Annotated in this window: 20 protein-coding genes; 7 read left to right on the top strand and 13 right to left on the bottom strand. The window is 42.4% G+C overall.

What is annotated here, in order from left to right; genetic code table 11:
* Window positions 1–40: 40 nt before the first annotated feature.
* The 8 genes from BUB08_RS01385 to BUB08_RS01420 form a co-directional block, all read right to left on the bottom strand.
* Entirely contained in the window at window positions 41–1,804 is a 1,764-nt protein-coding gene (locus BUB08_RS01385; protein WP_072998226.1) for an alpha-L-rhamnosidase-related protein, read from the bottom strand.
* Between the two features lie 42 nt (window positions 1,805–1,846).
* A complete protein-coding gene (locus BUB08_RS01390; RefSeq protein ID WP_245820157.1) occupies window positions 1,847–2,743 on the bottom strand; it encodes an alpha/beta hydrolase in 897 nt (298 codons plus the stop codon).
* 435 nt (window positions 2,744–3,178) lie between these two features.
* Complete coding sequence (locus BUB08_RS01395; protein WP_072998228.1) at window positions 3,179–4,300, bottom strand: metallophosphoesterase; 1,122 nt, start codon at window positions 4,298–4,300, stop codon at window positions 3,179–3,181.
* A gap of 124 nt (window positions 4,301–4,424) precedes the next feature.
* On the bottom strand, window positions 4,425–5,624 hold the full coding sequence (locus BUB08_RS01400) for an L-serine ammonia-lyase (protein ID WP_072998231.1): 1,200 nt from the start codon (window positions 5,622–5,624) through the stop codon (window positions 4,425–4,427).
* Window positions 5,625–5,944: 320 nt separating this feature from the next.
* Entirely contained in the window at window positions 5,945–7,174 is a 1,230-nt protein-coding gene (locus BUB08_RS01405; protein ID WP_072998233.1) for an Nramp family divalent metal transporter, read from the bottom strand.
* A 438-nt stretch (window positions 7,175–7,612) separates the two neighbouring features.
* Window positions 7,613–9,220 (bottom strand): Gfo/Idh/MocA family protein, encoded by a 1,608-nt coding sequence (locus tag BUB08_RS01410; RefSeq protein ID WP_072998235.1) that lies wholly within the window; start codon window positions 9,218–9,220, stop codon window positions 7,613–7,615.
* Between the two features lie 18 nt (window positions 9,221–9,238).
* Entirely contained in the window at window positions 9,239–9,712 is a 474-nt protein-coding gene (locus BUB08_RS01415) for a DoxX family membrane protein (protein ID WP_139249579.1), read from the bottom strand.
* Window positions 9,713–9,895: 183 nt separating this feature from the next.
* Window positions 9,896–10,930 (bottom strand): Gfo/Idh/MocA family protein, encoded by a 1,035-nt coding sequence (locus BUB08_RS01420; protein WP_072998237.1) that lies wholly within the window; start codon window positions 10,928–10,930, stop codon window positions 9,896–9,898.
* Window positions 10,931–11,497: 567 nt separating this feature from the next.
* Between BUB08_RS01420 and pheT the strand changes: the two genes are divergently transcribed.
* Window positions 11,498–13,951, top strand: a complete 2,454-nt coding sequence (pheT, locus tag BUB08_RS01425; RefSeq protein ID WP_072998240.1) for a phenylalanine--tRNA ligase subunit beta — start codon at window positions 11,498–11,500, stop codon at window positions 13,949–13,951.
* A 6-nt stretch (window positions 13,952–13,957) separates the two neighbouring features.
* Complete coding sequence (locus tag BUB08_RS01430) at window positions 13,958–14,890, top strand: DMT family transporter (RefSeq protein WP_072998242.1); 933 nt, start codon at window positions 13,958–13,960, stop codon at window positions 14,888–14,890.
* On the opposite strand, the gene BUB08_RS01435 is transcribed toward BUB08_RS01430, so the two are convergent.
* Complete coding sequence (locus BUB08_RS01435; RefSeq protein ID WP_072998244.1) at window positions 14,862–15,074, bottom strand: PspC domain-containing protein; 213 nt, start codon at window positions 15,072–15,074, stop codon at window positions 14,862–14,864. The two genes, BUB08_RS01430 and BUB08_RS01435, sit on opposite strands and share 29 nt — an antisense overlap.
* A 3-nt stretch (window positions 15,075–15,077) precedes the next feature.
* Window positions 15,078–15,329: a hypothetical protein gene (locus BUB08_RS01440; RefSeq protein ID WP_083570512.1), complete on the bottom strand. Its 252-nt coding sequence runs from the start codon at window positions 15,327–15,329 to the stop codon at window positions 15,078–15,080.
* Window positions 15,330–15,412: 83 nt separating this feature from the next.
* Here BUB08_RS01440 and BUB08_RS01445 point away from each other — a divergent pair, with 83 nt between their 5' ends.
* On the top strand, window positions 15,413–17,125 hold the full coding sequence (locus tag BUB08_RS01445) for an alanine/glycine:cation symporter family protein (RefSeq protein ID WP_072998867.1): 1,713 nt from the start codon (window positions 15,413–15,415) through the stop codon (window positions 17,123–17,125).
* Between the two features lie 69 nt (window positions 17,126–17,194).
* Here the strand turns inward: BUB08_RS01445 and BUB08_RS01450 are convergent, their stop codons facing one another.
* The 3 genes from BUB08_RS01450 to BUB08_RS01460 all read right to left on the bottom strand — a co-directional run bounded on the left by BUB08_RS01450 (window position 17,195) and on the right by BUB08_RS01460 (window position 20,419).
* On the bottom strand, window positions 17,195–18,184 hold the full coding sequence (locus BUB08_RS01450) for an alpha/beta fold hydrolase (RefSeq protein ID WP_217651528.1): 990 nt from the start codon (window positions 18,182–18,184) through the stop codon (window positions 17,195–17,197).
* A 239-nt stretch (window positions 18,185–18,423) separates the two neighbouring features.
* On the bottom strand, window positions 18,424–19,044 hold the full coding sequence (locus BUB08_RS01455; protein ID WP_072998247.1) for a cytidylate kinase-like family protein: 621 nt from the start codon (window positions 19,042–19,044) through the stop codon (window positions 18,424–18,426).
* 25 nt (window positions 19,045–19,069) lie between these two features.
* Complete coding sequence (locus tag BUB08_RS01460; RefSeq protein WP_072998249.1) at window positions 19,070–20,419, bottom strand: MATE family efflux transporter; 1,350 nt, start codon at window positions 20,417–20,419, stop codon at window positions 19,070–19,072.
* A gap of 416 nt (window positions 20,420–20,835) precedes the next feature.
* Between BUB08_RS01460 and BUB08_RS01470 the strand changes: the two genes are divergently transcribed.
* The 4 genes from BUB08_RS01470 (at window position 20,836) to BUB08_RS01485 (ending at window position 25,646) form a co-directional block, all read left to right on the top strand.
* Window positions 20,836–21,756 carry a sugar phosphate isomerase/epimerase family protein gene (locus tag BUB08_RS01470; protein WP_072998253.1) on the top strand — a complete coding sequence of 307 codons (921 nt, stop codon included), beginning with the start codon at window positions 20,836–20,838 and terminating at the stop codon, window positions 21,754–21,756.
* Window positions 21,757–22,282: 526 nt separating this feature from the next.
* Window positions 22,283–23,590 carry a C2 family cysteine protease gene (locus BUB08_RS01475; RefSeq protein ID WP_072998254.1) on the top strand — a complete coding sequence of 436 codons (1,308 nt, stop codon included), beginning with the start codon at window positions 22,283–22,285 and terminating at the stop codon, window positions 23,588–23,590.
* Window positions 23,591–23,661: 71 nt separating this feature from the next.
* Window positions 23,662–24,327: a C40 family peptidase gene (locus BUB08_RS01480; RefSeq protein WP_072998256.1), complete on the top strand. Its 666-nt coding sequence runs from the start codon at window positions 23,662–23,664 to the stop codon at window positions 24,325–24,327.
* A 188-nt stretch (window positions 24,328–24,515) separates the two neighbouring features.
* Entirely contained in the window at window positions 24,516–25,646 is a 1,131-nt protein-coding gene (locus tag BUB08_RS01485; RefSeq protein WP_072998258.1) for a Gfo/Idh/MocA family protein, read from the top strand.
* Window positions 25,647–25,677 lie beyond the last annotated feature (31 nt).

The following is a 25,677-nucleotide window of genomic DNA, read 5'->3' on the forward strand; positions in this document are numbered from 1 at the left end:
AATATAGTTTTTAGCACACAGGCCCGGTTTTACATATTATCTATTTTTTAGCAACAACAACTTCAACCCCGGCCGGAGCACGAAACGTTGTTTCCACTTTTCCTTTTGAGTTTTTTCGATGTTCGATTTCGATGACACCACGAGGCGTTGGAAATGTTCCTTTTACCCATTCCAAATCGCCAAGGTCGGGATCCAGTAAAACTTTTCTGCCTCCGGGCTCCAAAATATTTACTCCCAGCACATATTGCGAAAGCCAGCTTGTTGGTCCGGAAGCCCAGCCGTGGCAGAAACTATGACGAAACTGCTCATAGCAATAACCGCCGTAAGTTTTATGAATATCCACTTTTCCTGCCGGAACAAGCTCATCTATTCTGCCGGCATTTTTTGCCCAGTCGATATCAAAATCTTCCCAAAAAGTTGTTGCTCCCAAGTCGAGCATGGTGCCCCAATAATTGCGGATATTGTCAATCGCTCCCTGATAATCGCCGGCCATTGCCCGCGCAATTAGCATGTAATAGCCGTAAAAAGTAGACATTTTGTGCGCTCCATCTTTCGCAAGAACCTGACTGTTTGCCTGTTCAGGTTTTACCAAACCGGACATGGCCAGCAAGGCAGCAGCTTGTTTGGAATCGGCCATGGAAGGAACATGTTTCTTCAGCCTAGCTACAGACGCATCACAAAGACTTACGGTTTTTTCGTCGCCAAGCACTCTGCATAAATCGGCACCGGCTTCAAAAGTCATCACCATCATCGATTGCAATCCTGCATGAACAGCCTCCTGATTTTCGCTGGAAGGCCAATCGAGAAAACGGTTGCCATCAAGTATCTCTTTTCCGTTATCATCAATTTTTGTTGAAAGATGCTTCAGCAAAGCAGTTAAGTATTCCTTTTGCTCCTTCAAATAGTCGATATTTCCCTGATAATAGTACCAGTCGCGATGAAGAATGACCCACCACATGGAATAGGAACTGATGCCGTTCATCCAGTTTGGCAGTGGCGTAAGATCCCGTGCAAGATCTAGACTTTTCGGAACCACTTCGTTATCTCCAAAAACCGAATTCACAGTCATTACCTCCGGGTGAAGATCGCCAACCCAAACCAGTCGGTCGCGTTTCACGCCATCCCATAAATAGTCCTGCATATTCAGGTGAACAGTGTACGCGCCGGTCATCCATATTTTATTCAACCGCTCGTCGTTGCACGTAAACGAACCCAGGTATGGAATATCGCGGTACCTGAATGCGGCACTAATTTCTTTTATTTCAAGCTTTGCATCCGCGTCAACCAGGTCGATCCGCACAAACCGGAAGCCCGACTCGCCAACAGACAACCTCCCCAACCAGGGAAGCTCCACCACAAAATCGCGCATTGCATGATCGTTGGTAGCGCCATCAACACCAGCGTCGCTCATTGCTTCGCTTACCGATTCACCAAAACGAATGCGAACACGGCCGGCCGGTTTTTGATTGTTTCTGGTAGTTACAATTTCAATCCCGCCCTGTATTTCGCAGCCAAAGTCAAGTAAAATGCCTGCCTGTCCTTCTTTTTCGTTAACCAAAGTAAGGTACTCTCCCCGGTTGAGATCCGCCTGCCCAATTCCGGAATTCAGAATACGTTCAGCATTTAATACCCGGCTTCCTATATTATCCGATTTCCAGACAATTCGTGTTGGGCTCAAAAATTTCTGTGTTAGTGAAGTGGACCGAATAGAACGGTTAGTCGCTTCCACAACAGGAGGAACTTGCGCATAAGCACCAACAGAAATACCTAATAAAGCCAGGAGTAGTAAGATTTTGTTATTCATTTCGTAAAATTACAAATATCAATTTTGCAGAACGGCGCTAAACTAGTCGGTTAATCGCTGTTCGTTCATCCACATAAAAACGTAAGATAACCAATTGGAGGCAGCCGGTTCCAGCGGATAACCATGTTTTCCTTTTGAAAACAGGTGCATGTCTGCTGAAACATTTTGGGCTTTCAATGCTTCAAAAAAGCGAATACTGTTTTCCACGAGAACAACATCGTCATCTTCGGCGTGTGTTATAAATGCTGGCGGAGTTTTTTCCGTAACCTGTTTTTCATTGGAAAAAAGCTCAACCAATTCATTATCCGGGTCTGTTCCGAGAAGATTATCACGCGAACCTTTGTGGGTTAAGTCGGCCTGCATGGAAATCACCGGATAAACAAGTATCATGAAATCGGGACGTAAACTTGTCCCCTCCTTATTCTCGATATAGTTTTTTGAAAAGTGCGTGCCGGCAGTAGATGCCAGATGACCTCCGGCCGAAAATCCCATAATTCCAATCCGCGTTGGATCAATGCCCCATTTATCGGCATTATCACGAACAATTTTTATGGCTTGTTGTGCATCCTGCAAAGGGGCAATTGTTTTATTGCTGCTTGTATTATCATCGGGCAAACGGTATTTAAGCACAAAAGCGGCCACACCTTTTTGGTTCATTTCGCGGGCAATTTTATGTCCTTCGTAACTGGCACAAACTGCGCTGTAACCACCTCCCGGACAAATTACCACGGCTGTCTTTTTAGTGTCACTATTTTGAGGAAGATAAACTGTAAGGTCAGGTTTCGAAACTGCAAAATATATCCCGTTCTCGTTGCGCTCGCCATTCACATGCACCTTTTCTCCGGGAATTTCACTTTCGTACAAAGGCATTACTGTTTGCCCATTAACGGAAGAAAAATTCAGAAATAATATAGAAAATACGAGCACTGCAAATTTCATTTGATTCGACATTTTTTTGGTTTTCCGATTTAAAGTTGTTGGGTTCATATAATTCATTATTTATTCAGTTCCCTTTTTTTCATCACTTTAACAGTCTTCTGGAAGATTAAATCGCCAATCAGACGATCTTTTCAACCTGATTTCATCTCCAGTTACAAACTCAGTAATATATTGATTTTTTCTGTTTACAAAATCCCCATAATACGCAATTAAATATAAGTTTTAAAGTAATGTATCCTGTGGTATCCGTGTAGAGTGTTGAGCGGCGTAGTTGTTTTAAATCCGGTTTTTGTCACTTTTTTAAAGAAACGATGGAACGAGATATTTTGAAGCGGGTCTACCGGTTTTTCTGTTTCGTCATTGCTCAAAAACCATTAGGCCTAAGATACATTTCATCTTAAAAATCAACAAACCACGTATTTTTAACACATCAAATCACTCGTTGATTCTAATTACCAGTCCGCTCTTCCCGGTGACCTTTCCGTTTTCCAGAATAAAAACCACTTTTCCCAAATATACGGGTCTGTCGTCTGAAACAATATGTGGATTTCCACCTGCCTGAGCAACCAAAACACTGTTTATTACCAGAGGCTCTTCCAGCAAATCGTGTGAGTGGCCCCCAATAATAGCATCAAATACCGGATACTTTTCAGCAAGAATTTTGTCCTCCTTCAGTCCGCGGTGAGAAAGAATGAGAAAAACGTCGGACTTGTTTTTAAGGCGGTGGTACCGGGTGATGGTTTTATCTAAATTCCGCTCAGCAACGCCATCTTTTTTTGTATTGCTTTTTGATAAGCCCAACACCGCAACCTTGCGAGCAGTAGAAGTTTCCAACACAGAATACGGCACTGTTGCAGGCAGATTTTCTGTGGAGACTTTGAGGTTGGCTGCCAAAAGCGGAAAGTCGGCAAGTTCCAGTGCCTGCCGCGTGTAATCGCCAATATAATCCAGTTCGTGGTTTCCCAAAGTCATAAGGTCGTACTCCAGCTCGTTCATCTTTTCAATCATAAGTTTTGCCCGGGCCGCGTACCACAACGAGTCTTGCAATTCGCCATTATCGAACCACCGATGCGGATGCCTGACAACCATATCTCCGGCACTGAACAAATACACGTCGTTATTTTCCGCCCGTATTTCCTCAACTTTATGAAACAATTCTTGCAGATAATTCAAATCAAAATGCTGGTCATTCGTGTGCAGAAATACGATTTTTTCTTTTATGGGATAAGCGATCTGAACCGTGTCGGAATATCTGTCCGGCTGCAGAAGAATTCGTCCCGCTCCTTCATCTCCGCGCAATTCCAAAACATACGGTTCGTTGGGTTTCACTTTCAGCTCAAACAATCCGTTTTCTTTTCTCGAGGCGTGTTTCAGAAATAACGATTCTGAAAACTTGCTTTTTTCCTGAAACCGACCTTTCAACCCGTCAACCGGTTCACCAGATTCATCTTTCACTACTGCCGTGACCATAACTTTCTGTTGCACACAGGCTGACAGTAAAAACAGAAAAAGCAACGGAAACATTAAAAACCGACCAGACCAATTTATTCTCTTCATTTTTGAATCATTAAACCCAAAAATAAAAATTAATCTTTACCAAAAAATTACATTAAAATGAATTATTCATTTGAGATAGAAAATCCTTTCAAAAAAAACCGAACAACATGTAAAATTGCCTGTTCTATAGGATTTTTTTCACCCGGGCGAGGCCGCCTAAACTGGTTTCTTTATAATGAGAAGAAAGATCTTTTCCTGTTCTGTACATGGTTTCCACCACTTCATCGAAACTGACGCTGTGCACACCGTCGCTCATTAAAGCGTACGTGTTATGCGACAAAGCTCTTTCGGCAGCAAATGCATTTCTTTCGATGCAGGGGATTTGAACCAACCCGGCAATCGGATCGCAGGTTAACCCCAGATGATGTTCCATTCCCATTTCAGCAGCATACTCAATCTGTTCAACCGAGCCGCCCATAATTTGCGCTGCAGCCGCAGAAGCCATTGCACAGGCAGTTCCCACTTCTCCCTGGCATCCTACTTCTGCCCCCGAAATAGAAGCATTTTGTTTTATCAGATTTCCGACGAGGCCGGCTGTTGCCAGCGCCTTATAAATATCAGTAACCTTAAACTTGTAAACCTTTCGGTAATATTTTAAAACTGCCGGAACCACTCCGCTGGCGCCGCATGTTGGCGCGGTAACAATTTCGCCACCCGAGGCATTTTCTTCGGACACGGCCAAAGCATAGGCAAACAGCTGTGAACGCTTTTTAAATGGTCCTCTGAAATTTGCAGTTTTCGCCTTAACCTGCTGCGCTTTTCGTTTTAAGTTCAGCTGCCCGGGAAGGTTTCCGTCGCGCGCCAGCCCACGTTTTATGGAGGCGTCCATCACTTCCCATATTTCTGCCAAAAAATTCCAGATATCCGAACCTTCACTCTCTTCTACCAATTGCCACATTTCCTTCCTGTTATCACGGCACCATTTTAATATGTCATCCATTTTATTCAGGGAATAGATCTGAACCGGTTCGCTTTTTTCACCTTCTACAACAATTGCCCCCCCACCAACACTGTAAACAGTTTCGTCGCACAACAAATTACCGGACGAATCAAAAGCCTCAAATTTCATGGCGTTGGGATGAAAAGGAAGAAATACTTCAGGCTGCCATATAATTTCGAGTAAATGCCTTCGGAAAACTTCATCAATTACGTAATCGGTTAAGTGGCCTTTTCCTGTGGCTGCCAGGCTACCGTATAGAAATACCCTGAAACGGTGGGCATTTTTATTTTTATCTAAAAAACGAGATGCTGCAATGCCCGGCCCCATGGTGTGGCTGCTCGAAGGACCATTTCCTACTCGATACAATTGACGTATTGATTCCATATTCAGCTTCGATTAAACTAAAACTTTTTGTGTGTACTAACTCTATTCAGCGTAATTCTGCCCATAAAACGACAACATGCAATTAAACCCATTTTTCTTGAGGAAACGAATGTTTAAAAACATTCTGCAATTTGCAGGGTGAACGCCAACTAATATGCACATTTCAACTAAAAAAAGAACCAATCATCAACTCGTTCTTTTTCTGCTTAGAAATATGTATTGACTGCAAATTCAATTTCAAGCTCATTTTTCCTGTTTTTTGAGCTTTATTTTCATCGAAAATGAGCTACAATAATTCGCTTTCAGAAAAAACCTGCTTTTTAAAGCGATTGAACATAGCCGATAATTTTGCTGTACATAAAATAGACCATGATACTAATCAACACAAAGCCGAAAACAGCCAGCACATTTTGCAACAGGTTATTTTTATGTTTTCCCATTACCTTTTTATTGTTCAAAATAAGAAACATTCCAAAGGCAATAAACGGTACAGCCAAAATAGAAGATGCCTGCGCCAGAATAAGCGCATAGACGATATTCCCCCGAAAAAAGACAGCAATGAACATTCCCAGAAGCAAAGTAACCGTAGTAAATATTTTGGGCATTTTCTCACTCATTGTACTTCCCAGTCCCAGCCCGTCGGCAAGCAAACCACCTCCCATTACCGCATTTACCATTAGTGACGAAAATGCAGCAGCACACAGCCCGATACTGAAAATAACTTTGGCGTAACTTCCGAACAACGATTCGAGCTGCAATGCCATGTCGGCTGCCGAATTTACAGTTATTCCGTAGGGGTGCAGTGCAGATGCCGAAGTAATTATTATCAGCAATGAAATTAGCGCAAGAAGGGTTATTCCGGTGTAAGAATCGTTCAATCCTTTTTTCAGGTCAGACTCTTTCCATCCTTTGCTTTGGGCGAGGTACGACTGATATAACGCCGCGTGCAGCACAAAAGTGGTACCGACCAGGGCTGCAATTATATCTAACGATTTAAACGAAAACGAACGCGGAACAAATCCTTCGGCAATTTGGCCTACATCGGGTTTGGTGAGCAACAGGTTTATAAAAAAGGCCACAATCATGATCATCACCAAAAACATCATGAGCTTCTCCAGCAACTTATAAAGGTTTTTCGCCCAAAAAAGAAGGAGTATTGCAAGCGGCGTAAAAACGAAAGGCCACACCCGTTCATCTATTCCGGTAATTCCCTCCATTGCGATGCCCACCCCCAAGTTGTTTCCAAACTGAAAACTGGAAGCAGCCAAAAAAGCGGAAATACCGATTACAGCGGCAAACCATTTTCCATAATTTGTTGCAATGGAACGAAGGATAGAATCGCTATTTGAAACCCCGAACCGCGCACCCATTGATGAATAAATCACCATCGAAATTGCTGCGAACAAAATCACCCACAAAAAAGCGTAACCGTGTTCGGAGCCAACACGACTTGAAACAGCAATGCTTCCGGGACCTAATACAACCGATGCAATAATAAAACCAGGACCTAGAGATTTCAGGTAGAATTTTAAGGTTTTTAGCCAACGCATTTTGATTAGTTTTAGTCAGAACAAGAACTTCTGCCCGTAAAGATAATAAAGTAGCACGCACGCCAAAGTGATTGTGCCATTAATTGTTACCTCTGTTTTCTTTTTCGTTTTTACTAAAGAAAACTTGGGATTCTACTTTTTTGTTGGGGAAAAAATCAAGGAAAATCTGAAAGGAAAAAAGAAACTCCCTAAAACAAACAACCACGCCGGGAAGACGTGGTTTTAGTATTCAATACTCTAAAAAATAGTAGAAACAGTATCGCCGCACATCCAATAACTCAAAGCACAAAATCATTACTGATCAAGGCGATACTTTCTTAATAGTTATATATTTGATAGCTAGGCTACACGATATCTGTTTACCTATCCGAAAAACAGTTCTTCGTATTGTTTCAGGTCTGAAAAGATGACGCTACTACTTTAAGAAACTATTGTCTCCTATACAATTTTCTTCAGCTTGTCATCCCACTCAACCGCCCTTTTTTCAACATAACTCTTGTGAGCCATAATGCAGGCGATGCCTTCCTGAAATGCCATTTCGATATTGGCGCTGGGAGTACCACCGTTTCTGATACAGTTCAACCATTCGCGCACATGAAGGTGCGTTACATCCACCGCTCTTCCGTTAATAGTGGTGGTGGTTAATCCCCTTGAAGCATAGTATTTTTCCGATGCAGACGAAACAGCATCGATCTGCCCTGCCCCGGGATTAAAAGAGATCATCGGGGAGCTTGGATCAATTGCACCAGACTGAATTCCACGCGCATAACGGGTCGAGCCGCGGTCTGCTGTAATAACAGCATTGCTTCCCAATTCCATTGAAGCATCGTGTCCCATAAAAACTCGTCCGCGGCTGCGACTTGATGCCAGGTTACCGCTATACAACAATGTTAAATCATGATTCGGATATTCAAACACACAATGCAACGAATCGGGCATTTCGCGGTTATCTTTCCAATAATAAATTCCTCCGGAAGAAGACACCGACTTTGGAATTCCGATATGCAGCAACTGGTTTACGGCATCAAACTCATGGGTAAACAACTGCCCAATCATGCCGTGGTCGTAATCGAACCATTTGGTCCAACTGTAAAACCGGTCTACACTAAAAGGCGCATACGGCGCGTTTCCAAGCCATTGTTTCCAATCAATGGATTTTTCGTCTCCCGGTTTCGGATTGCCGTGGGCATCGAGGTGCCTAATCCACGCTCCGTTAGCCGAATTTCGGTTCGACGTAGTTTCTATCAGCGTAATTTTCCCTAAAATGTTCCGTTTAATAATTTCTTTGGCCTGCTGAAAAACAACACTCTGTGTAATCTGGTGCCCCAACTGATAAACCACGTTGCTATTTTTTACCGTCGTATAAAGTTCATTCAGTTCATCTTCATGCAACGACGGGCTTTTTTCGCAATATACATGTTTTCCCGCACGGGCGGCTTCAGTTGCAATATGAGCGTGATGATGGTCGGGAGTCGCAATAATTACTGCATCAATATCTTTATCTGCAAGCATCTCCTGGTAGGAATGATAACGTTTCACCGGCAACTTTGGTGCGTCAGGCCCTCCGGGACGAATTTCGTTTTTAGCCGTTGCCAGTCCTTTTTCTGCATGCAAATCGAACACATCGCAAATTCCGGTAATGGCAACATTCAGGTATTCCTGTTGCAGCCAGCCGGCCAATGTATTGTTCTGTTGCCTGCTCTTTACATCATCGGGGTGCATGAATCCCAAGGCCTGGGACAACTGTCTTGCTCTGGTTCCGAACCCGATAAAACCGACCTTAATCAAATCACCGGACGAGCTTTTTTTCCCGTAATCGGCTTGCGGAAACTCAATGGAATCAAGCCCTAATTCTTTCAGAACAGCTTCTCTTTTATATCCGTCGTAATTTTTCTTTTTCAGTATTTCAAATCCTAAAAATCCGGCCACCGGTAGCCCCGCTAACGCTTTTAACACCGTTCGGCGCTGCATGCCGTTGCCTTGCTCTTTTTCCATGTTTTTGTTGCTTGAACTATTTTCGTCTTTTCTGTCCACTTTAGCATTCATAATAATTACCCTCCCTTTTTAGTTATTTCGTTTAGCCAGAAAATAATCCAGGCCAAATATTTTACTGGTTGGAAACAAAGCCAGCACACACAACGCAGCTGCCTCAATTAGTGTTTTATTTACAACAAGATTGTTTCCGTCAACCGGCAAGGCATATTCCAGCCCTATTAGCGGAGGAGTATTTAAATAGTAGACAAAAACCAGGGCAGCCCCGGCAATGGCAGCCGGCCTTGATAAAAGCCCGAGTACAAGTCCCAGGCCGATGGCAATCAGCCCCCAGGTATTCAGAAAATCTACGGCAGCCAAAATCCCAGCATTTGAAGTAACCCAATCGGCAAAACCCGAAAGTATCCACTGAGACTGATCTAAAAATCCGGCAGACGTCCACTGTGGATTTAACAGCTTTGCAATGCCTTCGTACAAAATATGCCAGCCAACCAAAAAACGCAGTACTACCAGTGCGGTTAACTGTAGTTTGGAATAATTTTTCATTTGATTAATATTATTTGTTTTTAACAGAACCATATGAAACTCTCAATAATTTTCAATTCATCTTGTTATGAATTTTAAAAATTAAATTCATGGTCGCTTCATATGATCCTGTTTTAGATATTGCGATTTCCGGAGCATGGGATACTTTATACGGGAAAAGAATCTCGCGCCTGCCAATCAATACTAAAATTTATATTTCTTACTTTCTTTTTCTGCTTTTTCCATTACTTTTTCAACAGAAATCGGTTTTCCTCCTTTTTTCCGACTTTCGTCAGCAGCTTCCATAAACGCAAGAATTTCTAGCGTTTCCTTGGGTTGTACCGGAATATTTCCTGTTTCGAAGTATTTAATGATTTCTACCAACAGAGGATTGTACCCGTTATATGATCCGAGCTGTTTTATGGCTTTATCTCCAAAAACACATCCCCCGTAATTTCTTTGCCCGTCACGAAGCCCTCTGAAAGTGCCAATACGGCCATCTTCCCAGGTTCCTACAACTACATCGGTTCCTTCAGAATGTGCTCTCACTACTGTTTTGCAACCGGTTCCCATTGCTGTAAAAAGTGGTTCCACCCCGTGAATGCCGTACCAAAACAGATCGGGATGCGTTTTTTCCAGTGCGCAAGGACTATACATTTCTGCTCCGATAACTTTTCCTGCAGCACCGCTTTTCACTTCATCCATTCCTTTGATATAACGTAAAGATGAAGCAGAAAAAACGGGAATTCCATATTTTTCGGCAGCGTTAAAAATAGCCATTGCATCGGCAAGTGAGGCAGCCATAGGTTTGTCTATAAACACACGTTTGCCTGCTTTTAACACCGGCAATGCCTGTTCCAGATGTCGTCTTCCATCGTTTGTTTCCAGCAAAACCACATCAACTTTTGTCAGCAATTCATCAATTGAAGCGGTTATGGCAACTCCCATTTCTTTCACCTGCTCTGTGTACCCTTCGATGCGTTCAACGGAAGATGGAATATCCAGGCTACCATGCGGATAAGCAGCAACTACTTTGTATCCACAAAATACAGGATCAGCATCGTCTGCGTTTAGCGCCTTTGTAAATGCAATGGAATGCGATGTGTCCAGCCCAATAATACCAACCCGCTTACCTGCGGAAGTAAAAGAAGATAATGTAGCTGATATGCCATTTGAGGCAACTGAAACTCCCAATCCGGCAATAACCCCGGTTTTTATAAATTTCCTTCTGTCAATCATAATTTAACCTTTAATAATTTTGTTTTTTCTGAATACTAAAACGAAACACAAAATCCATTACCTTACAATAAAAAACAGTGCATTCATCTTACTATTTCACCACAAATCTATACAAATGACATTCAAGTACAAAACAGATGTGTGTACGCACACACAAATTTTAATCAGCAACAAAAAATCAAAAAATCAATCACCTGAAAATAAATATCATAACAAATCATTCGCTGAAACAAATATGTTGTGAAACACAAAATATGTGCAGGCACACACTTATCCAAAGTTTTTTCCCGGCAGAGAAATAACATCAGAACCATTTCACATTTGCAGAAATTCAATTCAATTTTCGGAGCACATGTCGATTTCTCAAATTAAAAGATAAACGGAGTAACAGAATTTTCCACATCCCCTTTGTGTAAAAAGTTCAAGCATACAATCCTTTAAACAATTGATTATATTAAGAAATTGAGGGAAAAACCCGATTCATGAATTTAATGGAATGATACTCTCGCTTTCCGTCTAAAAATCTCTATTTTTGTGGCTTCGTAAAATTGCAAACTATTTTTCATCATGAAGATATCTTACAACTGGCTTAAAGATTACATTAACACAAATGAGTCACCCGAAGAAGTAGCAAAAATTTTAACACAAACCGGACTGGAAGTTGCCGGACTGGAAGAAGTTGAAACCGTAAAAGGAGGAATGCAGGGCCTCGTATTGGGGAAAGTCGTTACCTGCGAAAAGCACCCCAATTCTGACCACCTGAGCAAAACTACAGTTGATGTTGGCACAGGTGAATTGCTGAACATTGTTTGCGGAGCACCCAATGTTGCTGCCGGGCAGAAAGTTGTTGTAGCACCGGTTGGAACTACACTGTATATGGGAGACGAAAAGCTCACTCTCAAAAAAATGAAGATACGTGGCGAAGCTTCCGAAGGGATGATTTGCGCCGAAGACGAAATCGGGCTTGGAACCAGTCATGATGGAATCATGGTTTTACCCGATTCAGTAAAAATTGGCACGCCCGCAAAAGAGTATTTCAATGTTAAATCAGACCAGGTAATTGAGGTGGATCTTACTCCTAACCGAATTGACGGAGGTTCGCACATTGGTGTTGCACGCGACCTGGCTGCTTTTCTTAATAAAACAAAACCGACAACATACAACCGTATCCCGGTGGATCAGTTCAAAGTGGACAACCACAAACTGGAAATTCCCGTGGAAATAAAAAGACCGGAGGCTTGCCCGCGGTATGCCGGCGTAACCATTTCGGATGTGGAAGTAAAAGAATCTCCCGACTGGTTAAAAAACCGGTTAAAAGCAATTGGCCAGGCTCCCATTAACAATGTTGTAGATATTACCAATTACGTACTTTTTGAAACCGGACAACCCTTGCATGCGTTCGATGCAGATAAAATTGAGGGCGGAAAAGTAATTGTTCAGACGCTGCCGGCCGGTACAAAATTTACAACACTCGACGAGGTGGAACGCGAGTTGCACGAAGACGACCTGATGATTTGCAACACCAAAGAAGCCATGTGTATTGGCGGTGTGTTCGGCGGCACCAAATCGGGAGTAAAGGAAGGTACAAAAAACATATTTCTGGAAAGTGCTTGGTTCGACCCGGTTTTTATTCGTAAAACTGCTCGCCGTCACGGGCTGAATACCGACGCCTCGTTCCGTTTCGAACGTGGCACCGACCCCAACGGTGTAATTTACGCATTAAAAAGGGCAGCCCTGCTTATTAAAGAACTTGCAGGAGGAACCATTTCTTCGGAAATTGTGGACGTCTATCCAAAACCCGCTGAGTATTTCAGCGTTCAGATAAGCTACAATAATGTTACCCGCCTGGTTGGAAAAGAGATTGGAAAGGAAACCATCAAAAAAATCCTCACCTCGTTGGAAATAGAAATCGAAAACGAAACAGAAACAGGATTATCGTTATTGGTTCCGCCTTACCGTGTTGACGTGAAACGCGAAGCAGATGTTATTGAAGAGATTCTGCGTATTTACGGATACAATAATATAGAAATACCTTCTCTGGTAAAATCATCGCTGCAATACGCTCCACATCCCAATCCGGATCATCTGCGCAACCTTGTAGCCGAAATGCTCACAGCGCAGGGGTTCAACGAAATATGGTCGAACTCGTTAACAAAAGCCGGGTACTACGAAGGGCTGGAACAATTTAAAAGCGAACAAACCGTAAATCTGCTCAATCCGCTCAGCGCCGACTTAAACGGGATGCGCCAAACCCTGTTGTTTGGAGGACTTGAATGTGTGGCGTACAATGCCAATCGCCAAAATAAAGATTTAATGCTTTACGAATTTGGCAACTGCTATTTTTACAAGAAAGAGGAACAAAATGAAAATCCGGTTCAGAATTATCACGAGGAAGAACATCTCGGATTATTTATCACCGGCGAAAAGTCTGCAGAAACCTGGACCAACAGCCAGCAGCACACCTCCTTCTTCCAAACAAAATCTGTTGCTGAAAACATCTTGAAGCGGATGGGATTCAACCTGAGCGAACTACAAATTTCAGAAAGTCAGAGTGAATTGTTTTCAGAAGGATTAACGTACCAACTGAATAATAAAACAGTGCTGGAACTGGGGATAGTCGCTAAAAAAATGCTCAAAAGATTCGACGTGGAACAGCCTGTTTATTATGCTGACTTCAATTGGAAAGCAATACTGACGAAACAAACAAAACACAACGTATCTTTTGAAGAGCTTCCCAAATTTCCGGCTGTACGACGCGACTTGGCTCTGCTTGTCGACAAACAGGTTAAATTCCAGCAAATTGAAGAACTGGCGGTTAAAACCGAACGAAAAATATTACGCCAGGTAGGACTTTTCGATGTGTACGAAGGCAACGGAGTTCCGGAAGGGAAAAAGTCATACGCAGTAAGTTTTATTCTGCGCGATGATTCCCGCACGCTGAACGACAAACAGATTGATAAAACCATGAAAAAGCTGGTTGCTGCATTTGAAAGGGAATTAGGAGCCGAATTACGCAAGTAACAACAAATGTCTAATCAAACAAAAGGTGTGATTTATGCGGCCATCACCGCATTCTTCTGGGGATTTTTGGCCATTGCATTAAAAGTTGCAGTGCGCAAAGTAGATCCCCACACAATTGTTTGGTTTCGTTTTCTTGTGGCTTTCGTTTTTCTGTTGGGATGGCAACTGTACAAAAACCCGTCGTCGCTAAAAATACTGATAAAGCCCCCGTGGCTGCTTATTGTTGCGGCCGTCGGGCTGTCGTGGAACTATTTGGGTTTTATGTTGGGAATTCATTACACCACTCCAAGTAACGCCCAGCTTTTCATTCAGTTTGGCCCGATGATGCTCGCCCTCTCCGGTTTTCTTATTTTCAAGGAACGGCTTTCAAAAATGCAACTGGCAGGGTTCCTTGTGGCACTTCTGGGATTTGCCTTTTTCTACAGCGATCAGCTACGGGCATTTTTCGCAGGAAAAGACCAGTACAATATGGGAGTTCTGCTGACATTGAGCGGGGCGCTGGCCTGGACCGTTTACGCAGTGACGCAAAAAAAGCTGGTTACCAAATACCCTGCCCCAATGCTCAACCTCTTCCTTTTTGGATTTCCGACTTTAATTTACTTACCTGTGGTGGATTTAGAGCCGGTGTTTGAGTTGAACTGGGCGTGGTGGTTATTGTTGATATTTCTGGGGTTCAACACGCTTATCGCATACAGCAGCCTTGCTCAGGCGCTGCGTTTTATCGAAGCAAATAAAGTAAGTGTAATTCTCTTTGTAAACCCCATTATTACTTTTATTACGATGGGAATTCTTACCTACCTGAGCGTTGATTGGATTCCCCACGAACGTTTTTCCGCAATGACTATCCTCGGAGCTTCTTTGGTGATAGCAGGCGCCGTGCTGGTGGTTAAAAAATCAAAAAAGAAAGAAGTCAGTTCCCCAAACGCTTCCCCGGAATAACAATCCACGCAATGATATAAATCAAAAGCCCGGGAAAACCGGCTGACAATACAGATAGCAAAACATAAGACAGCCTTACAACTGTTTTATCTGCGTAAATGTACTCGGCAAAACCGGCCAGCACTCCCCCTAAAATCCGGTCGTTAGAGCGAAAAAGCCTTTTAGGCTGACTTCTGTTTTCCATCAATTATTCCTCTTCATCGCTGTCAAGAAACTCTTCGTTCTCGAATTCTTTTTCCAGAAACTCTTCGGCATCGTCAACCAACCGGGCAATCATGTCTTCGTCGCCAGGTTCACCATCAATCCAATGAATTATCTGATTGCTTTCGAAGTCGTCAATATCGGCTTCGATAATAAAACGCGGCGTTTCGGTGTGCACAACGAAAATAGTTTCAGGTGTTTCCAGCGAATTGTCGGCTAAAAGAAATCTGGGTAACATAATTATTTACTTTTAAAAATTATGTTGCTAATTTATGAAATAGATTGTTATTTTTAACCGGAAATAAAAAAAATGAACCTAAAATGAATGAACTAAACAATTTCTTATCAGTAGTAGATGGTTATATTGGCGGGTCACAATGGTTCGTTTTTTTACTTCTGGGCACCGGCCTTTTTTTTACCTTTTACCTACGTTTTCCACAATTCAGATATTTAAGGCATTCCATTCGTATAGTCCGCGGAAAATTCGATCGCAAAGGCGATGAAGGAGACACATCGCATTTTCAGGCGCTAACCACTGCCCTATCCGGAACTGTTGGAACGGGAAATATTGCAGGCGTTGCGCTGGCCATTCACCTGGGCGGCCCTGCTGCACTTTTCTGGATGCTGGTAACTGCCGCACTGGGTATGACCACAAAATTTGTGGAAGTTACCCTGTCGCACAAGTACCGCGAAAAAGCTGAAGACGGGTCAATTGCCGGCGGCCCCATGTATTACATGCGAAAGAGGATGAACATTCAACTGAAAAACAAAAAGGTTATTCAAACGGGTAAAGTAATGGGTGCTCTTTTTGCCTTTGCAACCATTTTTTCTTCGTTCGGCACCGGAAGCCTTCCTCAAATTAACAGTATTTCCAACTCCCTGTTCGAAACATTTGGGATCAATCACATATTAACAGGCGCCGTATTGTCTGTTCTTCTGGGACTTGTGATAATTGGAGGAATTAAAAGAATAGCCAAGGTTACCTCTAAATTAGTACCAATTATGGCAATCATCTATTTTCTGGGAGCAATTGCCGTAATAAGTTTTAATTACCAAAACATTATTCCCAGCCTGATGGCAATTGTTGGCGATGTTTTTACGGGAACTGCTGCCGCGGGAGGATTTTTAGGCGGAAGCATCGCATTTGCATTTAACCGGGGCGTAAACCGCGGGCTTTTTTCAAACGAGGCCGGCCAAGGTTCTGCCCCGATTGCACACGCTGCAGCCCGTGCCCACGAGCATGTTTCAGAAGGACTGGTTGCATTGCTTGAGCCATTTATCGACACAATAATTATTTGTATGCTTACCGGACTGGTTCTGCTTTCGTCCGGCGTATGGAAAGAAAAACTCCCCAACCGGTTTCAGGAAACTGATTTGGTTGCACTCGCTGGCCAATACACCGAAGAAGACAACACCGAGCGGGAAAAACTATTTGAGTTTCTTTCCGGAGAAACCACATTGCCGCTGTTTTCGGGCAGCCTGGAAGTTGCAGACGGCACAATTATAAATCCGCCAACTATTCTGCATTCCAGATCAGTTGCAGAAAACATAAAAGTCTGGAGCAATAACAACCCGTTTTCAGGAACCATTTCTTTTAATTCGGGAAAACTGGTGAGCCAGGCCGGCCTTTCACTTTCAGGAAATTCACTGCTTCACAGCGCCCCACTTACTACCGTAGCATTTACAAGAAGCTGGATGGGGGATTACGGGAAATACATCGTTTCCATTGGCCTACTGCTGTTTGCATTCTCCACAACCATCAGCTGGTCGTACTACGGAGACCGCGCAGTTACCTATCTTTTCGGAATAAAAGGTATTGTGTTTTACAGAATTTTATATGTACTGGGCTTTTTCCTGGCTTCGTTTACTGATACTACAATTGTGTGGACACTCTCCGGAATTACCATTGCCCTGATGACCATTCCCAACCTCATCGGAATTCTTTCGTTACATAAGGAAATGAAAAACGAAGTGAAACTTTTCTGGAAAGAATGGTACGAACACTTTCCGGGAAAAAACACGCCGGGACTTTAAACACAAAACACACTTCAAACGAATTGATTATCTTGTATTAAAAAATCTATTCTAAAAAAAATAACGAATTTATCTCCAGCTATCCAGTTTTGTGGCAATATCGTTCCAAACTTCTTCTTTGCCAATTTCGTTCAATATTTCATGGCGCATGTTGGGATACAGTTTAGCATCCACATTTCTGTATCCAACCGTTCTCATTCGTTTTACAGCTTTGTTAAATTTACTGAGGCTGATTAAACAAGGATCTTCCTGTCCGGAAATAAACCAGATTGGCAAATCAGGCTGCCCCGTCTTCCAGTTATTTTTGGAATACGCATCACCCATTAATTCATACAAATTCCGAAAACCGTTGGCAGTAAAAACAAAATTACATTTGGAGTCGGCATCGTATTTTTCAACAATCTGTTTATCTGAACAGACCCAGGCGTTTGGAGAAGTGGCTTCGGGAAATTTTTTATTGAAACTACCAAAACTTAACTTCTGAAGTTTTGCGCTGCGAAAATGCTCCCCTTTTCGTTTTGCGATTCTTTTGGCAATGCCTTTTCCAAACTTACTACCTGCAGAATAACTCGGACTTCCGCAAACTATCAGTCCGTCAATTTCATCATCAAAAAGCTTTGTGTAGCTCCTAACCACCATCGATCCCATGCTGTGCCCAAACAAAAACAACTTTAAGCCGGGGTATTGCTTTTTCATGTAGTCAGTCACCATTTTAACATCTTCCACCATGGCGCGGTAACCGCCCGAATAGAAGTAGCCCAAATCATTTTCAAACAAGACACTCTCCCCGTGTCCGCGATGGTCGTGTATAACGCAGGCATATCCTTTTTCTGTTAAGTACTGCATAAAAGCGATGTAACGTTCTTTGTGTTCGCACATGCCGTGCACCAACTGAACCACAGCTTTTGGCGGAGTTGCCGTTCCGGCCGTCAGCACGCTAATGGGCAAATTGTCTGAAGCCGACCGAATGGTAAACTCCGAAAAATTATCCGGTAATTCTTGTGTAAAACCAACTATTGAATGTGCCATAAGTAACGCAAAAATTAGAGTTTTTCTCATTTCGCCAGTTATGTTCAGGGATAATTGTTCGTGAAACAATTTCACCAACAATTAACCTGCTGATTGTTTTAAAACTAACTTCAATAAAAATACAAATTAAGCCTGAAAAAGGCTCTATTTCGAAACCACTTTTATTTCTGATTTTCGAAACAGGATGCCTGCAAATGGCCAAGTTGATCTGTCGGCTAGTAAAACGGAAAATCGTTTTTGCAGTATTTAAAGAAACGGAAAAAGGTGGGCTACTGAAACTTATTCAGGGCAATTTCGGTAATTGTTTTTACCGTGTTATCAATTCCCAAAAACGATGAATTAATGCACAAGTGATAAGATCTGGAATCGCCCCAGTTTTTATTGCTGAAGTAGTTGTAATAGCTTGCTCGTTTTTTGTCCATTTTTTCAATAAACGAAGCCGCTTTGTCGTGTTCCAAATCGTGTATTTGAGCTATTCTTTTAATCCTGTCTTCCATTTCGGCGCTAATAAAAATATTCAGGCAACGCGAAAAATCCTTCAACACATAATCGGCACACCTTCCAACAAAAATAGACGATTCTTTTTTGGCAAGTTTTCGAATAATTTCGCTCTGGATCAGAAACAGATTTTCGTTACTCAAATAATATCCGGAATAAATCTGGTCCATTAAAGTCGACCTCATTCCAAACATTCCTCCAAATAAACTGTGGCTGTCTTTTTCGTCTGCTTTTTCAAAAAACTCTTTACCAAGCCCGCTTTCATCCGATGCTATTTGTATCAGCTCCCTGTCGTAATACGCGATGTTAAGCTCTTTCGCCAGTTTCTTGCCAATTTCGAGGCCACCGCTTCCAATCTGGCGTCCTATGTTGATATAAAATTTTTCTGACATGTTCAAGTTCTTCTTCATCGCAAAATTACTTACTTATTTTGTTTTTTCGGTATTCAATAAAAAGAAGATAACCGGCATTGAGGCTTGCAAGTATATCTGAAGTTGGCATGCTCATCCAAACCCCTTTTACGCCAAAAAGCGAAGGAAAAATGAGCAGGCAGGGCAAAAGAAACAATACCTGCCGTGTAAGCGACAGATAAATGGCTTTCCCGGGTTTTCCAATACTTTGAAAAAAATTGGAAGCCACCATCTGAAACCCAATAATTGGTGTGCTGATGAAAACGATTCTTAATCCGGTTACTGCAATATCAATCAATTCCTTCTCGCGGGTGAATATAGAAGCCACTGTTCGCGGAAAAAACTCGCCAACAATAAAGCCGACAAGCATAACGCCTGTTGCCAGAAATATGGTATGGGTCAGCACTTTTGTAACCCTTTCGTTTTGCCGGGCGCCGTAATTGTAACCGGCAATGGGTTGCATTCCCTGGTTAAGTCCCAAAACCACCATTACAAACAAAAATATTACCCGATTAATTATGCCGAATGCGCCAACTGCAAGGTCGCCACCATGTTGGGTGAGGCTTTGGTTAATAATAATTACGATTACCGAAGCTGCAACGTTCATGGAAAAAGGAGAAATACCAATTGCGAGCGAATCGAGTACAATTCTGCGTTTAAGCGAAAAAGTATCTCTTTTTAAATGAACAAGGTTGTTTTTATTGCTGAAGATTTTGATTTGCCAAATAAGCATGGATGTTTGTGCAAGAACTGTTGCAATGGCGGCACCACGAATTCCGAGGTTCATTACATAAATAAAAATGGGAGTCAAAATTGCATTTATTACCACCGACAAAATGGTGGTCGTCATTGCTTTTCGTGGTTCTCCAATTGCCCTGAGCAGTGCATTCAAACCAAGGTACATATGAGTAACAATATTCCCCAGTGAAATAATTACCATATAATCGTGTGCATAAGAAATAGTGTCTTTGCTGGCTCCGAAAAAATAGAGAATGGGGTCGAGAAATGTTAACACAATAACCGAATACAAAACTCCGAGAACGAGGTTCAGCACAAACACATTTCCAAGAATGCGGTTAGCAGTTGCATAATCTTTTTGCCCAAGCCGCAACGACATGAGGGTGGAAGCTCCCACGCCAACAAGTGAGCCAAATGCTGCACCAAGGTTCATTAACGGAAATGTAATTGCCAGCCCCGAAATGGCCAAAGCGCCAACCCCCTGCCCAATAAACACGCTATCGGTAATATTATACAGCGAAGTTGCGGTCATTGCAATTACCGAAGGAATTGCGTATTGCAAAAGTAAGCGCCACACATTTTCGGTACCCAAAGCTACTGTCGATTTATTTTGCTCCATATTTTTTTGTTGACAATTAAAACTCAGAAGGGCAGAAAAACCGACTTCTTGAATGTTGCAAAATTACATTTGTTTTTTGGGAACCCGAAAAAGCCTTTGCTTATTCCGGCGGACAGTTCAATATTTAATATTGAATTGGGCTCAATAGAAAATTATAGTTACCCCGCACATGTAAACAAACACCTCGGGACAAACTCTTTTACCACCTCTTTTGCCTTCTCAAAAGAATGTTTCTCTCCATAAAACGTTTTGCTTTTTGCGCTTTGGCTCGCTTATTCTCTCTCCCGACATTCCTCTTTCAGAATTGTATATTTAAAAATATCGGATAAGCAGACTGTAAATAGTACATTTATATTATTTTTAACCTTCTATAATTTTTGTCGTTCTAATTAATAAAATCACAATAAATAAGGATTATGAAAACTTCACAAAACAGGAGAGATTTCTTTAAAGTATCGGCTGCAGGAGCGCTGGGAATAATGGCGTTTGGACCGATGGCATGCTCGCCGGCTGCTACTGTCGACCGCAAAAGCTTCGGAGTGGGACTTCAGCTTTACACCATCCGCGATGCCATGGCTGCCGACGTAAAAGGTTCGTTGCAAAAACTGTCTGACATGGGCTACAAAAACCTGGAACTGGCAGACTATTCCAACGGAAAATTCTACGGTTATACTCCTGCCGAATTCAAAAAGATGGTTAACGACATGGGAATGGAAATTCTTAGCAGCCACACCAGTGTTGAAGCAGAAGGAATTACCATGGAAAGTGCCCAAAAAATGGCAGACGACCACGCCGAACTTGGCGTAAAATATTGCGTTCAGCCCTGGGTTGAAGAAAAAGACCGGAATATAGAAACCTACAAAAGAATGATTGCCGACTGGAACGAGGTTGGGCGGATTATGAAAAATGTAGGAATCCAGTTTGCCTACCACAATCACAATTTCGAATTTGAAAACATGGATGGTGTTGTGCCTTACTTCGACATTTTCATGCCCGAAATGGATGCAGACCTGATTACCATGGAGATAGACTTGTTCTGGGCAACAAAAGCAGGACAGGATCCGGTGGAAATTTTCAATAAATATCCGGGGCGTTTCCAACTTTTCCATTTAAAAGATATGTACACTCAGGAAGCTCCGTTTTTCGACGTAATAAAAGATGACGTTGCGCCGGTTGGTGCCGGAGTAATTGATTTTAAACGAATACTTGCCGCAGCAGACGTTGCCGGCATGAAGCACCACTTTGTTGAAGATGACAACCAGGGTAACGGAAAACCATTTGAAGCACTGGAAATAAGCATCAACAATTTAACTACAGACATTCTGAAAAAAGCATAACTTCTTTTTAAGAAGAAGAAAAAAAGCCTGGTAAATTTCAACTACCAGGCTTTTTCTTTGTCCTCTTAATATTTTTACCAGCGCAGTTCAGACAACACCATCTGCCACAAAGAAGGATAATAATTCAGCAGAATACCCCCTCCTTTCTCCACAAAAAAAATGAATTCAAAAATAATTTGCTACTTGATTTTAAGATAAAAATACCTTAAATTGCTTAAAATATAAGCGTCAAATAAATACATAAACTCTTTAACAATGACACACCGATTTTCTAAAAAAATAGCCGTAAATTGTATAACCATTAATTCCAATCCATTCTAAGTTAAGAGGAACCGCCTCGCTCCATTCATTTAGCATAAATACCTAGTTAAAACATATAATGGCTGAATCTTAGAAATTCAGGAAATGAAAATAGAACCATTAACTAATATACAGAAGCAACTTTCAACAGAATATTGTTGAATCCATTTGGAGCAACAATTTCTATAATCACTAATTTTTCACAACCATTAAAATCTAAAAAGTAATGGACAAAGTAACAAATTTGAACGTAGGTGCCATCAACCCTTATGCCCTTACCGAAGCACTGGTGGGCAGAAAAATCGATTGGACAAACAAAGCATCCATTGAAATAATGGAAGATGCACTGGAAACGGACTACAGCGAGTTATTCGACATGAAGTTTAACTCCCCGATTTTTGCAGGGTTAAAGCTGAATAAAGAAAACATGGCTGAGCCTGTAAAAGCGTCTGAAATTACTATTAGGGGCGACAATGATTCTGACACTCCTGATGTTAGCGAGTTAAAAACACTGGAAGAGCTAAAAAAGGTTGGCATTAACAACATCAACGCTACCACTATCCGCTCGGGCGTTTTAACGCGCGGTATTCTAAACTTAAAACTGGAAGTTCCTGAGCTGGACAAAACCATTTCGAAAACAAGATTAAGCAAGCCGCTCGCAAACATTTTGCTTGGAGCGGGCGCAGGTTCTTCTGCTGACTGGACTCCGGGAAACGGCGTATGGAAAGACATGGGCGACTTCTTTAAAGATGTTACCGAATTTTCAGACCCCGTGCAGGGAGCTATTGGAAACTGTTATTTTATTGCCGCGCTTTCGGCCATTGCCTGGGCAGACCCATACCGCATTATACACCGCAACCGTGCTACCGGAACAGGTGAAGCCGACCGCGTAAATGCCATCCAGTTTTATTCCAAGGGAGGCGGAAAAAACGCCCCTACAAAGCTGGTAGAAGTAACAGATAAAACTATTGTCCGGACGTCAAACAACCAACCGATTTACTGTCGGTCGCGCGATGCAGGAGAAATATACCCTGCACTTTACGAAAAAGCTTTTGCCAAGTGGATTTTAAAAACAAATTCAGATAAACCTGATATCACGAAGACGGCTTTCGGCGATCCGGTAAAAGCTACTGCTCAGCTAAACAACAAATCCACTCATTACTACAACACCAGCGGACGAACCGGAAGCAAACTCTTTTCCATTGTTCGCGAAAATTCAGCAAGCTACAAAACCATTCACCCGATGACCGCCTGGACTTACGGTTCCAGCAAAGATTATACGGGAACTAACGTAGTTGGAAACCATGCGTACACCGTTTTAGGATGGGCATACAAGAACAGTAAAAGTTATATTATTCTGCGAAATCCCTGGGGAGTAACAGAGCCCGCCGGGTTAAATACATACCAGGGGGTACTCTCCTTTTTCGACAAGAGTTTCTGGAGGCCGATTAACATGATTGGAAACGATGGCGTTTTCGCCATTGAGGCCAATTCCTTCCAAAAGCTTTTTGCCGGCTTGGGAGTTGCCAAGTAAAACAAACCATTAAATGTGTCTCCAAAGGCATTCTGCCTTTGGAGACTTTTTTAAACCCAAAAAAGATAAACATGGAAAGCCTGTTAAAAATCGCATTCAACGAATTGGGGACAGAAGAAATTCCCGGCAACAGACACAATCCTGAAATATTGAAATACGCTAAAGAGACAGGAATCTCGGGAATTACCAGCGACGAAATTCCCTGGTGCAGTACGTTCGTCAACTGGGTAGCAAAAAAGGCTGGCCTTCAAAGTTCAGGCAAAGCAAACGCACGTTCATGGCTGTCAGTAGGAACCCGGGTAAACATGCCCGAGCCCGGCGACATTGTTGTTTTCTGGCGCGAGAGTCCGGAGTCTTGGAAAGGACATGTAGGTTTTTTTCTGGGTGTTTCATTCGACAAAAAAAGAGTGTACTGCCTTGGAGGAAACCAGGGAAACCGTGTGTCTGTTTCCGCATATCGGCTAAATACAGTTTTGGCCTATCAACGACTAGCGCCGAAGAGTAAACTCGAAATTCCTGACCCGGTACTTCGTATTGGAAGTAGAGGAAAAGCAGTTGTAGCCCTACAGGATGCGCTCAAACTTTTAAACATTAATATAGGTACATCCGACGGAGCATTTGGCCCAAAAACTGAAGCCGGGGTAAAAGAACTTCAAACCAGATTACCTAACCTGGCCATTGACGGGGTTTACAACGAAGCCACGCGCAACCTGCTGGAATCCTTGTTTCAAGAATAAGGGAATAACCTGTATTTTTAAATTCCGACACGAAATTTCAGTTTCTTAAAACAAAGAAAGTTCGACTGGCAAAAACCCCGATACAAAATTCATGTTGAAGTAAAAAAAACAGCATGAAGTTCTGGCAATTGGTTATTTTTGAACAGTGGTATTTTTGAAAAAATCAACTTTACAACAGCCAACTGAATATGAAAAAACCAATGTTCAATATTGCCATTCTGGGATGTGGGAAAGTAGCACACCTGCATGCACAAGCTATCAAAAACTTACCTAATGCCAGATTAGCCGCCGTTTGGAGCCGAACGCAAAAAACTGCTAAAGAATTTGCCAGCCAATACGAAACCCGGTCTTTTTGCTGCATTTCAGAAATGATTAAAAATGCCCAAATCGACCTGGCAATCATCTGCACGCCCCACCCTTTTCATCGCGAACCCGCGCAGGAAGCTGCCCGAGCCGGAGCGCACATTTTAATTGAAAAGCCTCTGGCTTCAACTCTTGAAGATTCCGACGCAATTATTGAGGCGTGTAAAATTGCAGGAGTGAAACTGGGCGTTGTTAGCCAAAGAAGATGGTATGCTCCGGTAATGCGAATAAAAAAAGCTATCGAATCCGGAAAGATTGGAAAACCGGTATTCGGTACAATTAACATGCTTGGTTGGCGCGACAAAAACTATTACGATGCCGATGCCTGGCGCGGTACCTGGAAAATGGAGGGAGGCGGTGTTCTTGTAAATCAGGCGCCCCATCAACTTGATATTTTGCTTTGGTACATGGGAGAAATTGACGAGGTTTACGGAGTATGGAGAAACCTAAACCACCCATACATTGAAGTTGACGACACTGCACTGGCAATCATTCAGTTTAAAAGTGGTGCCGTTGGAAACGTAATTGTCAGTAATTCTCAAAAACCTGGGATATACGGAAAAGTACACATTCATGGAGAAAATGGCGCATCGGTAGGAGTACAAACCGATGGTGGAGCAATGTTTGTGGCGGGCATATCAAATGTTCTGGAACCTCCCATAAACGATTTGTGGACTATCCCCGGAGAAGAAAAACAGCTTGCAAAATGGGTCAAAAAAGATACTGAATTGTTTAAATCCATTGACCCGACAATTTTTTATATGGAACGCCAAATTGAAGATTTTCTCAACGCCATTGAAACCGGTAAAGAACCGCTGGTTACAGGAGAAGACGGAAGAAAAACAGTTGAACTATTTACGGCAATTTACCGCTCCACCCGCGATAAAAAACCAATCAAATTTCCGCTTGTTCCCGAAAGAAAAGAGGATATGGACGGCAGAATACAAAAGCAGTAGCAAATTAAAGCACTCCTTGTTTTCACATTTC

The sequence above is a fragment of the Mariniphaga anaerophila genome (assembly GCF_900129025.1).
GTDB lineage: Bacteria > Bacteroidota > Bacteroidia > Bacteroidales > Prolixibacteraceae > Mariniphaga > Mariniphaga anaerophila.